This is a genomic window from Streptomyces sp. NPDC001348 (assembly GCF_053597535.1).
The window spans coordinates 1-12194 of record NZ_JBSFIK010000046.1; the positions used below are offsets into that span (position 1 = coordinate 1).

Genomic DNA, 12194 nt, shown 5'->3' on the forward strand with positions numbered 1-12194 from the left:
CCGCCCGGGACCCGTCCCCCCGTACCCCCTGTCGCTCCGGCGGCGGGGAGTACGGCAACATGGGGCGCCCAAACGCACGTACGACCGAGAGGGACCCCATGCCCGCGGCACCCAAGCCCGAGATCCTGGCCGCGTTCGAGGCCGCGAAGGGGTTCATGCCCGTGGACGAGGGGCTGGCGCTGTACGCGGCGGCCGTGGACGCCGGGCGGCTGGGGCTGCCGCTGCTGGAGGTCGGCACCTACTGCGGGCGTTCGACCGTCCTGCTCGCCGACGCCGCACGGCAGGCCGGCGTCACCGCGCTCACCGTCGACCACCACCGGGGCAGCGAGGAACAGCAGCCCGGCTGGGACTACCACGACCCGGACACGGTCGACCCCGAGATCGGCCTGATGGACACGCTGCCCACCTTCCGCAGGACCCTGCACAAGGCAGGCCTGGAGGAGCACGTCGTGGCACTGGTCGGCCGCTCTCCGCAGATCGCCGCGCTCTGGAACTCCCCGCTCGGCCTGGTGTTCGTCGACGGCGGCCACACCGACGAGCACGCGGGCGCCGACTACGAGGGCTGGGCCCCCCATGTGGCCCAAGGCGGCCTGCTGGTCATCCACGACGTCTTCCCCCACCCGGAGGACGAGTTCACCGGCCAGGCCCCGTACCGGATCTACCTCCGGGCCCTGGAATCGGGCGAGTTCACGGAGGTCTCGGTGACCGGGTCGCTGCGCGTGCTGCGGCGAGCGGAGGCGGAGTCCCTGGCTCCCCGTTAGAGTCGCAGACGTGTCTTACCTAGGTCCGGACTTCGATCCCCCACAGCCGCGCCGGTCCCGCCGCGGCCCGTTGACCGTGGCACTCGCCGCGCTGGTGCCCGGAGCGCTGCTCGGCTGGCTGGCGTACGAGGCGGTGGGCTCCCCCGGCGGCTCCGGGCAGGCGGGCCCCGCCTCGTCGTCGGCGTCCGACTCGCGCCCGCTGTCCGCGGCACCGCCCACGACCCTGCCCGGGTCCCCCACCGACGACGCCAAGGCGAGCCCGACGCCCAGGGCAGGGGCCTCCGAGTCGACCTCGGCCGCCGCGCCCGCCGCCTCCGGCCCCCTCAAGGGCAAGGTGATCGTCATCGACCCGGGGCACAACCCGGGCAACTTCCGGCACACGGCGGAGATCAACCGTCAGGTGGACATCGGCACGAACTCCAAGGAGTGCGACACCACCGGCACGTCCACCAACTCCGGCTACACCGAGGCCCGTTTCACGCAGGACGTCGCCGACCGGCTGCGCGCCCTCCTGCAGCGGCAGGGCGCCACGGTGAAGCTGACCCACGAGGGCGACTCACCGCCCTGGGGGCCGTGCGTGGACGAACGCGCGCGGATCGGGAACACCGCGCACGCGGACGCGGCCATCTCGATCCACGCCGACGGCTCGGCCGAGGGCAACCGCGGCTTCCACGTCATCCTCCCGGACTCGGTCCACGCGGGCGCCGCCGACACCCGTCCGATCGTGGCCTCCTCGAAGTCCCTCGGCGAGCGGATCGCGGGCAACTTCCTTCGGGTCACGGGTGAGCCGCCCTCCAACTACGTCGGCGGCGGCACCGGTCTCGTCACGCGTAAGGACCTGGGCGGTCTCAATCTGTCAACGGTTCCCAAGGTGTTCATCGAGTGCGGCAACATGCGCGATAGCAAGGACGCGGCACTGCTCACCAGCGGCGCCTGGCGGCAGAAGGCGGCGCAGGGAATCTCTGAGGGAATCGTGAGTTTCCTGCGCGGGTAGTGATCGGCGGTCGGTCCCGGCGTACAGGCTGATCGTTCGAACGATAGTGTTCCTACGATCAGGGGCCACCCCCCGCGACGCCTCTACCGACGACGAGACGACCTACGAAGGACCTGAAGTGAATATCCGCTCCCTCACTAGAGGCGACGGCGTGGTGATCGGTGCAGCGGTGTTGCTGTTCATCGCGTCGTTCCTCACCTTCGCCTCCGTCTCCTACGGAGGCTACTCGGACAGCCGTAATGCGTGGGACTCCCTTGGGGACGGGCTCGGCATTTACATGGGCGCGGTCATAGGTGCCGCCCTGATCGTCGCCAACCGCTGTCTGCCGCAGCCGCGCAAGGTAGCCGGCCTGGACATCGCCACGATCGGCACGGGCTTCGCTCTGTTGGCCGCCTGGACTCTGTTCTGGACCATGGTGGATCTCGGCAACAACGTCGACGTCGGCGTCGGCCTCATCCTCGGCTTCATCGCCGCCCTCGTCATCGCCGGCGCCGCCATCGCCACCCCCCTGGTCCCCGCCCTCCAGGCCGGCCTGATCCCGGCGCCCAAGCCCGCCGCCCCGCAGCCCTACGGCGCCCAGCCCCCCGGTGGTTACGGCTACCCGGGTGCCCAGCAGCAGCCGTACGGTGCTCAGCCGCAGCCGGGTCAGCCCTTCGGGCAGCAGCCGGCGGCCGCCCAGCCGCAGGGGCAGGCCCAGCCGCAAGGTCAGGCTCAGCCGCAGGCCCAGCCGGCCGCGGACTTCTCGCCGTTCTGGTTCGCCGTGCCGGTGCCGCGTCCGCTGTTCGCGGAGGACGGTTCGCAGGCACCGATCGCCGAGCTGGCGCCGGGCACCTGGTACCTGGCGGTCGAGCAGCGCGGCGCCCACCTGGTCGCGCAGACGCAGGACGGCCGCCGTGGCGTGCTGCAGGACACCTCCGGGATCCAGCGGGGCTGAGTCCACCGCGTCCGTCGTGTACGGCCCCTCGCTCTTCCGGGCGGGGGGCCGTTGCCGTACAGTCACCCGCGATATCTGACGCATCGTCAGGAGGTAGGGCATGCGGCTCGGTCTGGCACTCGGCTACTGGGGGCGCGGCCCGAACGCCGGCCACCTGTCCCTCGCCCAGGAGGCCGAACGGCTCGGGTACCACTCCGTGTGGACGGCGGAGTCCTGGGGCTCGGACGCCTTCACGCCGCTGACCTGGATCGCCGCGCGGACCTCGAGGATCATGCTGGGCACGGCGGTCGCCCAGATGGCGGCCCGTTCGCCGACCACGACCGCGATGCACGCGCTGACGCTCGACCACCTCTCCGGCGGGCGCGTGATGCTGGGGCTCGGGCTGTCGGGGCCGCAGGTCGTCGAGGGCTGGTACGGAAGGCCGTTCCCGAAGTCACCGCTGACCGCGACCCGGGAGTACGTGGACGTCGTACGGCAGGTGCTGCGCCGTGAGGCGCCGGTCGAACTGGCCGGACGCTTCCACGCGCACCCCTACCGGGGCCCGGACGGGACGGGTCTCGGCAAGCCCCTCAAGCCGATCACCCACCCCCTGCGCCCGGACCTCCCCGTCCTCCTCGGCGCGGAAGGCCCGAAGAACGTCGCCCAGACGATCCGCATCGCGGACGGCTGGCTGCCGCTGTACTGGGCCCCGAACCGCCCCGAGGCCTACGGCCCCTCGCTGACCGGCCTCCCGGAGGGCTTCCTCGTCGCCCCCATGGCCCAGGTGCGTGTCTGCGACGACGTGACCGAGGGCCTGTTGCCGGTCAAGATCATGCTCGGCTTCTACATCGGCGGCATGGGGCACGCGGCCCGCAACTTCCACGCCGACCTGATGGCGCGCATGGGATACGAGGAGGAGGCCCGCCGCATCCAGCGGCTGTTCCTCTCCGGACGCCGCGAGGAGGCCGTCCACGCGGTCCCGGACGCCTTCGCCGACGAGATCTCGCTGGTCGGGCCGCGTGAACGCATCGCCGAACGCCTCGAGTCGTGGCGCAAGGGCCCGGTGACCGACCTGCTGGCGGTGTCACCGGATCCGCAGTCGCTGCGGGTGCTCGCGGAGTTGAACTCCTAGAGGGCGCTCCTGCGACATCAGGGGAAGACGGCAACGGCCCCGAATACCGTGCTGCGGTTCGTCGCCGAGGGTCGTCGTAGTGGATGTTCCCCACTGCCGGCCGGCGGGCGATGATCTCCCCCCGGTTTCCGGTTGCAGGCGCGGCACTCATCGTGTGCGCCTGCCCCGTTGTGGCCTTTCAGTCCTTCGGTGCGACGCGGATACGGTTCCCGTCAGGATCGGCTGCGAGGAAGGTCAGCCCGAACCCCGCATCATGTGGCTCCTGCAGGATCGTGACGCCCTTGGACCGCCACTGCTTGAAGATCGCGTCGAGCTCGTCGGGCCCACCGTCGATGGCCAGGCAGACCTCACCGGTACGCGGGACGTCCGGTGACAGATCCTCGAACTGGCCAGACCACAGAGCGAGGTCAGCGCCCGGCCCGAGGCCGAAGACGATGTATCCCGGAGTCTCGAACGACGGCCTCATGTCGAGGAGGTCGCCGTAGAAACGCGCCGCGGCGGGAGCGTCGTTCACGTAGACGATGGACACGACGGATCTGGTCATGGTGGTTCCTTCTCACAGGTCGTAGGCACGCATCCACCAGACTGAGCGGGATATGCGCCGCATCGTGTCGCAATTCCTGAAAAACTTGGGGTGTGACGCCCGACCGCTTTTTCAGCCTGATACTGCTCCTCGAATCGAGGGATGCAGTGACCACACAGGAACTCGCCTCGGCGCTCGGGGTTTCCCTTCGAACCATCACCCGAGACCTGAACTGGCTCCGCGACGCCGGTCTGCCGGTGACCGCGAACCGAGGCCGCCTCGGAGGCGTGACCATGCTGCCCGGGTGCGGGCTCGACCTCACGCGACTCACGCCGGGCGAGCGTGATCATCTCTCGCTCACCGGGCTGGACGAGAAGCAACGTGCGGAGCTCGACGCATCGGTCGAAAGCCGGCGCGCGCTAGCCAAGATCGTCGCCACTCGGTCACGTCGAGGTCATGAACTCCTGCCGCTCACCGACGTAGTGCACGTGGACAGCCGTCCCTGGCTCCGGACACGAGCTTCCGGCACGACTCCGGCTCCGCTGATCGGCTCAGTGCGGCGAGGTCGCCGACTACGGATCGAGTACGACAGCCCACGCGAGTCATGCCCACGCGACCTGATCGTGGATCCCTACGGGCTGTTCGCCAAGGCCGGCATCTGGTATCTCGTCGCCGACTGTGCGCGAGTGCCACGGATGTACCGACTCGAACGGATCACGGCGTGGCAGGAAGTCGACCAGCCACGACGGATCCGCGAGAACCAGACCCTGGCCACCGTCGCCGCAGCGCTCGTTGCTCAGTGGGAACACAACCATGCGATAGAGGTCAGCGCCACCATCGACCACACCCAGATCGAGCGAGCGCGACGGATCTTTGGCCAACGGCTCGTCCGGGACGACCATGAGGAGGACGACCATGAGGAGGACGACCATGAGGAATCCGCCACCGGCCACAGGGTGACGATCCGCTTCCCGCATCTGGAGGACGTGCGAGCACTACTGCCGTTCGGGAGCACCATCACTGTGCACGGCCCCACCGAAGCCAGGGCTCACCTCCGAGACCTCGCCACCAGCCTTGCCCACCACTATGCGCCGTCACCGACATCCTGACCCGCGGAAATCGGCACTCGCCGCTGCCCCCGAACCGTCCACGGCGCGTTCGTCGCGGACACCTTCCCCCGGCCGGAGCGTCGGCTGGTCGGCAGCCACCGTGAAGGAAACCGTCTTCGTCCCGGACGCTCTGGACGGCGAGCAAACAGGCGACCGCACGCATTCGCGGTTTCAAGCGGGATTCCGGGGCCAGACGGAGAGTATGTCTCGATATCGCAGTGGCTCCAACTCCGCTGGGACGGTCGTCGCGGTGGTCGCGGACATCATGGCCGTGATCCTCGGACTGTGGATCCTGATGTACCTGCTGGACGCGAACCGGGCCAATGACCTGGTCCAGTTCATCCACAACGCGGCCGACTGGCTGGCCGGCTGGTCGCGCGACCTCTTCACCTTCGACAGGGCCTGGGCCCGGGTCGTCTTCGGCTACGGTCTGGCCGCCGTGGTCTACCTCTTCATCGGCCACGCCCTGGCCAACCGCATCCACCGGCACTGACCCCTCCGGGGCACGCCGGCCGCACGCGGGTGGGACGGCACGAGGGCGCCCGCACAACCGTCCCGCCCGGCCGGGGTCAGGCCGTAGCCGGGCTCGGGCAGCACACCCGGAAACCGCCGGACGGCTATCCGCAGCAGTCCGGGTCCAGGCCCCACGGCAGGTACTCGCCTCCGAACACCGCGCAGGTCGCCTCGTGGCCGCCGAGGGCGGCGACCGCGAGGAGCAGGGAGCCCGCCGTCCAACTGGTCAGTTCCCGGGGCCAGACGGCGTCGTCGTCGAAGACGTAGCCCGTCCAGTACAGGCCCGTCTCCGCGTCACGCAGGTGCTGGATGGACTGCAGGATCTCCAGCGCGCGGTCGGACTCGCCCGTCGCCCACAGGGCCAGGGCCAGTTCGGCGGACTCGCCGCCCGTCACCCAGGCGTTGGGGACGACGCAGCGGACACCGAGGCCGGGCACGACGAAGCGGTCCCAGTCGGCCTCGATGCGCTCCTTCGCCTCCGCGCCGGTCAGGGCGCCGCCGAGGACGGGGTAGTACCAGTCCATCGAGTAGCGGTCCTTGTTCAGGAACCGCTCCGGGTGGCGGCGGATCGCGTGGCGCAGCGCACCGACCGCCAACTCCCAGTCGGGCTGCGGCTCCTCGCGCTGTTCGGCGATCGCCAGCGCGCACCGCAGGGCGTGGTGGACGGAGGAGCTGCCGGTCAGCAGCGCGTCCGCCGTGCCGGTGCCGTCGTCGTCGCGCCGCCAGCCGATCTGCCCGCCGGGCTGCTGGCAGCGCAGCACCCATTCCATCGCCGCGTACACGCAGGGCCACATGCGGTCCAGGAACGTGTCGTCGCCGGTGGAGAGGTAGTGGTGCCAGACGCCGACGGCTATGTAGGCGACGAAGTTCGTCTCGCGGGCGCGGTCCGTGACGTCGTCGTGCGCCCCGTCCGCGTATGCCGCGAACCAGGAGCCGTCCTCGTTCTGGTGCCGCGCCAGCCAGATGTACGCCCGTTCGGCGGCCTCGTGTTCGCCGGCCGCGTCGAGGGCCATGGCCGCCTCGGTGTGGTCCCAGGGGTCCAGATGATGCCCCCGGAACCACGGGATCGCGCCGTCCTCCCGCTGCACGCCCAGGATGCCGCGTACCGTCTCGGCAGCCTGCTCGGCGGTGAGGACCCCGGGCAGGACGAGGTGTTCTGTCCGGGGGGTCGTCACTTGGCGGCCGCCTCGGAGGTCTCGGAGGTCGCGGAGGTCTCGGAGAGCCGGGGCAGGTGCGGCTTGGTCGCGTAGGCCACGAAGCTCTTGCCGATCAGCGGGTTGAGGGCCTGCTCGGCGATCCGGGTGGCCAGCGGTTTCTTCATGATGTCCCAGACCAGCAGCTGGTGGTACGCCCGCACGGGCAGGGCCTTGTCGTTGTCGACGCCGAACGCGCACTTCAGCCACCAGTACGGGGAGTGCAGGGCGTGCGCGTGGTGCGTGCCGTAGGGCTCGAGGCCCGCCTCGCGGATCTTCGCCAGCAGTTCGTCCGCCTTGTAGATGCGTATGTGGCCGCCCTCGACCTCGTGGTAGGCGTCGGACAGCGTCCAGCAGACCTTCTCGGGGCCGTAGCGCGGCACGGTGACCGCTATACGGCCGCCGGGCTTGAGCACCCGCACCATCTCGGCGAGTACACCCTTGTCGTTCGGGATGTGCTCCATCACCTCGGAGATGATGACGACGTCGAAGGACTCGTCCGGGAAGGGCAGCGCGAGGGCGTCGCCCTCCATCGCCGTGGCGGTCGCGCCCGCCGGGGCCTCGCCGGCCTCCTTCATCGCCGCGAACCACTTGGCGACCTCGCGGATCTCCTCGGCGTTCTGGTCGAGGGCCACGACCTGGGCGCCGCGCCGGTAGCACTCGAAGGCGTGCCGGCCCGCCCCGCAGCCGAGGTCCAGGACTCGGTCGCCCGGGGCGAGCGGGAACCGGGAGAAGTCGACGGTCAGCACGTGGCCCTGCTTTCGCGGTCGGAGGCGGGTGGTTCTTCGCGTACGGCTGTCTTGGCGGCCGGTGGGCGCACGGGGGTGCTCGCCGGGCCGCCGGAGCGGGCTATGGCCTCCCGGTACCGGGCCACCGTGCCTTCGGCGGCCCGCGCCCATGTGAAGTGCCGCAGCACCCGTTCCCGCCCGGCCGCCCCCAGCCGCGCCCGGAGTTCCGCGTCGCCCAGCAGCCGGCCCAGACCGGCGGCCAGGGCCCCCGCGTCACCGGGCGGCACCGCCAGGCAGGTCTCCCCGTCGCGGCCGGCGACCTCGGGGATCGCGCCGCCGGTGGTGGCGACCAGCGGGGTGCCGGTGGCCATGGCCTCGGCGGCCGGCAGGGAGAAGCCCTCGTACAGCGACGGCACGCAGGCGACCTCGGCGGAGCGGACGAGGTCGACCAGTTCGGCGTCGGTGATGCCCTTCACGAACTCGACGGCGCGTTCGAGGCCGTAGCGTTCGATGGCCTGGGCGACGGGCCCGTCCTCGGCGCGCTTGCCGACGACGACGAGGTGGGCGTCGGGGTGCTCGGTGCGTACCTTGGCGAGCGCCTCGACGAGGAAGACCAGGCCCTTGAGCGGCACGTCGGCGCTGGAGGTGGTGACGATCCGGCCCGGCACGACGGGCACGGCCGGATTCGGCGAGAAGAGGTCGGTGTCGGCGCCGATGTGGACGACGTGGATGCGGTCGTCGCGGACGCCGAGGTGGTCGACGATCTCCTGACGGGAGGTGCCGGAGACGGTGAGCACGGAGGGCAGGCGGCGGGCGACGCGCTTCTGCATGCGGGTGAACGCGTACCAGCGGCGGACCGAGTAGCGGCGCCGCCGGCCGTCGGCGGCGTCCAGCTCCAACTGGCGGTCCACCGTGATGGGGTGGTGGATGGTGGTGACCAGGGGGGCGCCGATGTCGCCCAGCAGGCCGTAGCCGAGGGTCTGGTTGTCGTGCACGACGTCGAACTGCCCGCGCCGGGCCCGCAGGTGGCGCCGGGCGCGCAGCGAGAAGGTGAGGGGCTCGGGGAACCCGCCGGTCCACATGGTGGCGACCTCGAGCGCGTCGATCCAGTCCCGGTACTCGTCACGCTTGGGAGTGCGAAAGGGGTCGGGCTGGCGGTACAGGTCGAGGCTCGGCAGCTCCGTCAGGGTGAGGCCCTCGTACCCCTCGTCGAGCACGGGGTACGGCTGGGAGCCGATGACCTCCACCCGGTGGCCGAGGCGGGCCAGCTCGCGGGAGAGGTGCCGTACGTAGACGCCCTGGCCGCCGCAGAACGGGTTCCCTTTATAGGTGAGGAGACCTATGTGGAGCGGTCGCTTGCCGTCGGCGGCGGGGCCCTCGTTGGCCCCCGTCTCCCTGGCCTCAGCGGTCACTCTGAGCCCCCTTCTCCCTGCACGGTCCCGCGAGACTACGCCGGGACGCTAATCTAGAACAAGTTTCAGACTTGATCGTTCAAGAGGCTCCGAATCTACCGGCAGGTAGGGGTGCTGTGAGCGGTGGATCAGGTGATTCGCGCCACGGCCGGGCCCCTGCCATGCTAGGTGATCACTCGCCCTCAACGGCCACCTCACCGACTGTCACGGAACGGGACCGATGCCTGCGCACGCCAAGGTGGAACCCAGTACCGCGCACCCCGCCTCCGCGCCCCTGACGGAGCGGCAGGAGGCCCGGCGCCGCCGGATCCTGCGCGCCAGCGCGCAGCTGGCCAGCCGGGGCGGTTTCGACGCGGTGCAGATGCGGGAGGTCGCCGAGTCCTCGCAGGTGGCGCTCGGCACGCTGTACCGGTACTTCCCGTCGAAGGTGCACCTGCTGGTCGCCACGATGCAGGACCAGCTGGAGCACATGCACGGCACGCTGCGGAAGAAGCCCCCCGCGGGCGACACGGCGGCCCAGCGGGTGGCGGAGACCCTGATGCGCGCCTTCCGCGCCCTCCAGCGGGAGCCGCACCTCGCCGACGCCATGGTCCGCGCGCTGACCTTCGCCGACCGCAGTGTCTCGCCCGAGGTCGACCAGGTCTCCCGGCAGACCACGGCGATAATCCTGGACGCGATGGGCCTGGAGGACCCCACCCCCGAGCAGCTCTCCGCCGTCCGCGTGATCGAGCACACCTGGCACTCGGCCCTGATCACCTGGCTGTCGGGCCGTGCCTCCATCGCCCAGGTGAAGATCGACATCGAGACGGTGTGCCGCCTGATCGACCTGACGGATCCGGCGCGGAAACCGGCAGGGAAAGGCGAATCCCCCGACTGAGGCCGCACAGGAAGAACCTACGAGGCGGGTTCCCTTCCGGCATTACCCGGAAGGTCCTGGGGTCGCCTCCCGGCCCGACTGCTGCCGTTCGGCCTCTCAGCCCACCGTCGCTGTCGGCCCCGGCGGATGCCGATTGCTCGTCGGCGTCGCGCCGAAGTCGGCTACTCCGGTCGAGCTCCCTCACTCACCTCGTAGGCTGATTTCAGGATAAAACTCCCAGAGCGGGATGTAACCCCCTCAAGGGTGATTTTTTATGTCATTTCATCGGGGCTGGTGTTCCGGCCCTACTCCTCCGGCGGGTACACCGCCTCCCCGCTGCCCACGAGGGTGATCGCGATGGCCTCCACGGGACAGTTCTCCGCCGCCGCCAGCACCCTTTCGCTGGCATCGGTGTCCGCCTCGGCGGGGTGGGACTGGCGGGCGGTGTCGAGACGGAAGCCGCCGGGGGCGTGGTGGACGCACTGCGCTGAGCCGATGCAGACGGAACGGTCGACCTCGATGTGCCAGCGGTCGCCCATGGCGTTCTACGCCTCCCAGCCGGCGGGCAGGTGGATCATCTTGTGTTCCAGGTACTCGCCGTACCCCTCGGGGCCGAACTCCCGTCCGAGACCGGAGTTCTTGTAGCCGCCGAACGGGCCGAGCATGTCGAGGCTGAAGGTGTTGACCGAGTAGGTGCCGGTACGGACCTGCCGGGCCACCTCGATGCCGTGCCCGACGTCGGCCGTCCACACGCTGCCGCTGAGCCCGTAGTCGGAGTCGTTGGCGATCTTCAGGGCCTCGGACTCGTCGCCGTACGGCAGGAGGCAGATCACCGGGCCGAAGACCTCCTCGCGGGCGATGCGCATGGAGTTGTCGACATCACCGAAGAGGGTGGGCTCGACGTACCAGCCGCGCTCCAGACCCGCCGGGCGCCCGCCCCCGGTGAGGATCTTGGCGCCCTCCTCCTGGCCGATGCGGATGTAGTCGAGGTTCCTGCGCTGCTGGCGTTCGGCCACCAGCGGGCCCACCTGCGTCGCCGGGTCCAGCGGGTCGCCGACGGTGAGCGCGCTCGCCGCCTGCGCGAAGGCGTCGGCGAACTCGTCGTAGCGGGAGCGGGGTACGAGGATGCGGGTCTGGGCGACACACGCCTGGCCGTTGTTCATCCAGGCCGCCGAGACGATCCCCGGCACCGCCGTCGCGAGGTCCGCGTCGGGCAGCACGACCGCCGCCGACTTGCCGCCCAGCTCCAGGGTCACCCGGGTGAGGTTGCGCGCGGCGACCTCCATGACGCGCTTGCCGGCCGCGACCGAGCCGGTGAAGGAGACCTTGTCGATCCCGGGGTGCCCGACCAGGTACTCGCTGACCTCGCGGTCGGCCGGGAGGATGGAGAGCACGCCGTCCGGCAGCCCGGCCTCCTGGGCGATCTCACCGAGGATGTAGGCGTCCAGGGGGGACTCGGGCGACGGCTTGAGCACCACCGTGCAGCCGGCGAGCAGGGCGGGCGCGAGCTTGGCGGCGGCGACGAACTGAGGGACGTTCCAGGGGACGACCGCCGCGACGACCCCGACCGGCTCACGGCGCACGAGGATCCTCCCGAGCACCCCGTCGCGGGTCTCCTCGTACGTGAAGTCCCGGGCGACCCTGATCGCCGCGTCCCACACCATCATCGCGCCGAGTGCCTGGGCGAGGACGCTCCAGGAGTACGGGGAGCCGTTCTCGGAGGAGATCACCCGGGCGATCTCCTCGTGGCGGGCGGCGATCGCGTCCTTGATACGGGTGACGACCTCGATCCGCTCCTGCAGCGTCGCACGCGGCCAGGACCCCTCGTCGAACGCGCGGCGGGCCACGGCGACGGCCCGGTCCACGTCCTCACGTGAGGCGTGCGGCACACGCCCGATGACCTCCTCGGTGTGCGGGGAGACGACCTCGATGACGTCCTTGCCGAGGGGGTCGGTCAACTCCCCGCCGATGAACAGCTGTCCGTGTTCCACGAGCTCGGTCATGGCCGACTGCCTCCCGCCGCAGCGAATCTGACGCTGTTTCAGAAACAGATATCAGTT

General features: G+C 70.5%; 13 protein-coding genes. 7 read left to right on the top strand and 6 right to left on the bottom strand.

The window, feature by feature from the left end:
• The first annotated feature begins 98 nt into the window (after positions 1–98).
• The 4 genes from ACWC21_RS34335 (at position 99) to ACWC21_RS34350 (ending at position 3800) form a co-directional block, all read left to right on the top strand.
• A complete protein-coding gene (locus ACWC21_RS34335; RefSeq protein WP_450887668.1) occupies positions 99–761 on the top strand; it encodes a class I SAM-dependent methyltransferase in 663 nt (220 codons plus the stop codon).
• Positions 762–771: 10 nt separating this feature from the next.
• On the top strand, positions 772–1755 hold the full coding sequence (locus ACWC21_RS34340; RefSeq protein ID WP_450887669.1) for an N-acetylmuramoyl-L-alanine amidase: 984 nt from the start codon (positions 772–774) through the stop codon (positions 1753–1755).
• A gap of 151 nt (positions 1756–1906) precedes the next feature.
• Positions 1907–2689 carry a hypothetical protein gene (locus ACWC21_RS34345; RefSeq protein ID WP_450887671.1) on the top strand — a complete coding sequence of 261 codons (783 nt, stop codon included), beginning with the start codon at positions 1907–1909 and terminating at the stop codon, positions 2687–2689.
• 100 nt (positions 2690–2789) lie between these two features.
• Complete coding sequence (locus ACWC21_RS34350) at positions 2790–3800, top strand: LLM class F420-dependent oxidoreductase (protein ID WP_450887672.1); 1011 nt, start codon at positions 2790–2792, stop codon at positions 3798–3800.
• 178 nt (positions 3801–3978) lie between these two features.
• Here the strand turns inward: ACWC21_RS34350 and ACWC21_RS34355 are convergent, their stop codons facing one another.
• Positions 3979–4344: a VOC family protein gene (locus ACWC21_RS34355; RefSeq protein WP_450887674.1), complete on the bottom strand. Its 366-nt coding sequence runs from the start codon at positions 4342–4344 to the stop codon at positions 3979–3981.
• A 92-nt stretch (positions 4345–4436) separates the two neighbouring features.
• On the opposite strand from ACWC21_RS34355, the gene ACWC21_RS34360 reads away from it, so the two are divergent.
• Positions 4437–5432: a helix-turn-helix transcriptional regulator gene (locus tag ACWC21_RS34360; RefSeq protein WP_450887676.1), complete on the top strand. Its 996-nt coding sequence runs from the start codon at positions 4437–4439 to the stop codon at positions 5430–5432.
• A gap of 202 nt (positions 5433–5634) precedes the next feature.
• A complete protein-coding gene (locus ACWC21_RS34365; protein WP_450887678.1) occupies positions 5635–5925 on the top strand; it encodes a hypothetical protein in 291 nt (96 codons plus the stop codon).
• A gap of 124 nt (positions 5926–6049) precedes the next feature.
• On the opposite strand, the gene ACWC21_RS34370 is transcribed toward ACWC21_RS34365, so the two are convergent.
• Genes ACWC21_RS34370 through ACWC21_RS34380 form a run of 3 tightly spaced genes read right to left on the bottom strand, consistent with a single transcriptional unit; the run spans position 6050 to position 9278 of the window.
• Positions 6050–7120, bottom strand: a complete 1071-nt coding sequence (locus ACWC21_RS34370) for a prenyltransferase/squalene oxidase repeat-containing protein (RefSeq protein WP_450887679.1) — start codon at positions 7118–7120, stop codon at positions 6050–6052.
• The gene (locus ACWC21_RS34375; RefSeq protein WP_450887680.1) at positions 7117–7887 is read right to left on the bottom strand and encodes a class I SAM-dependent methyltransferase; all 771 of its coding nucleotides are present in this window, start codon (positions 7885–7887) and stop codon (positions 7117–7119) included. The genes ACWC21_RS34370 and ACWC21_RS34375 overlap by 4 nt, the downstream gene beginning before the upstream one ends.
• Complete coding sequence (locus ACWC21_RS34380; RefSeq protein ID WP_450887682.1) at positions 7881–9278, bottom strand: glycosyltransferase family 4 protein; 1398 nt, start codon at positions 9276–9278, stop codon at positions 7881–7883. Before ACWC21_RS34380 ends, ACWC21_RS34375 begins: the two co-directional genes overlap by 7 nt.
• 220 nt (positions 9279–9498) lie before the next feature.
• Here ACWC21_RS34380 and ACWC21_RS34385 point away from each other — a divergent pair, with 220 nt between their 5' ends.
• Entirely contained in the window at positions 9499–10155 is a 657-nt protein-coding gene (locus ACWC21_RS34385) for a TetR family transcriptional regulator (RefSeq protein WP_450887684.1), read from the top strand.
• 284 nt (positions 10156–10439) lie between these two features.
• Here the strand turns inward: ACWC21_RS34385 and ACWC21_RS34390 are convergent, their stop codons facing one another.
• Together ACWC21_RS34390 and ACWC21_RS34395 are read right to left on the bottom strand one after the other, a co-directional pair.
• Entirely contained in the window at positions 10440–10673 is a 234-nt protein-coding gene (locus tag ACWC21_RS34390; protein WP_450887686.1) for a ferredoxin, read from the bottom strand.
• 6 nt (positions 10674–10679) lie between these two features.
• The gene (locus ACWC21_RS34395) at positions 10680–12137 is read right to left on the bottom strand and encodes an aldehyde dehydrogenase (protein ID WP_450887687.1); all 1458 of its coding nucleotides are present in this window, start codon (positions 12135–12137) and stop codon (positions 10680–10682) included.
• Between the last annotated feature and the right edge of the window lie 57 nt (positions 12138–12194).

Bases quoted from the DNA above. Each gene is read 5' to 3' on its own strand.
- ACWC21_RS34335 (WP_450887668.1), top strand. From the start codon at position 99: ATGCCCGCGGCACCCAAGCCCGAGATCCTGGCCGCGTTCGAGGCCGCG.
- ACWC21_RS34350 (WP_450887672.1), top strand. From the start codon at position 2,790: ATGCGGCTCGGTCTGGCACTCGGCTACTGGGGGCGCGGCCCGAACGCC.
- ACWC21_RS34355 (WP_450887674.1), bottom strand. From the start codon at position 4,344: ATGACCAGATCCGTCGTGTCCATCGTCTACGTGAACGACGCTCCCGCC.
- ACWC21_RS34365 (WP_450887678.1), top strand. From the start codon at position 5,635: ATGTCTCGATATCGCAGTGGCTCCAACTCCGCTGGGACGGTCGTCGCG.
- ACWC21_RS34385 (WP_450887684.1), top strand. From the start codon at position 9,499: ATGCCTGCGCACGCCAAGGTGGAACCCAGTACCGCGCACCCCGCCTCC.
- ACWC21_RS34390 (WP_450887686.1), bottom strand. From the start codon at position 10,673: ATGGGCGACCGCTGGCACATCGAGGTCGACCGTTCCGTCTGCATCGGC.
- ACWC21_RS34395 (WP_450887687.1), bottom strand. From the start codon at position 12,137: ATGACCGAGCTCGTGGAACACGGACAGCTGTTCATCGGCGGGGAGTTG.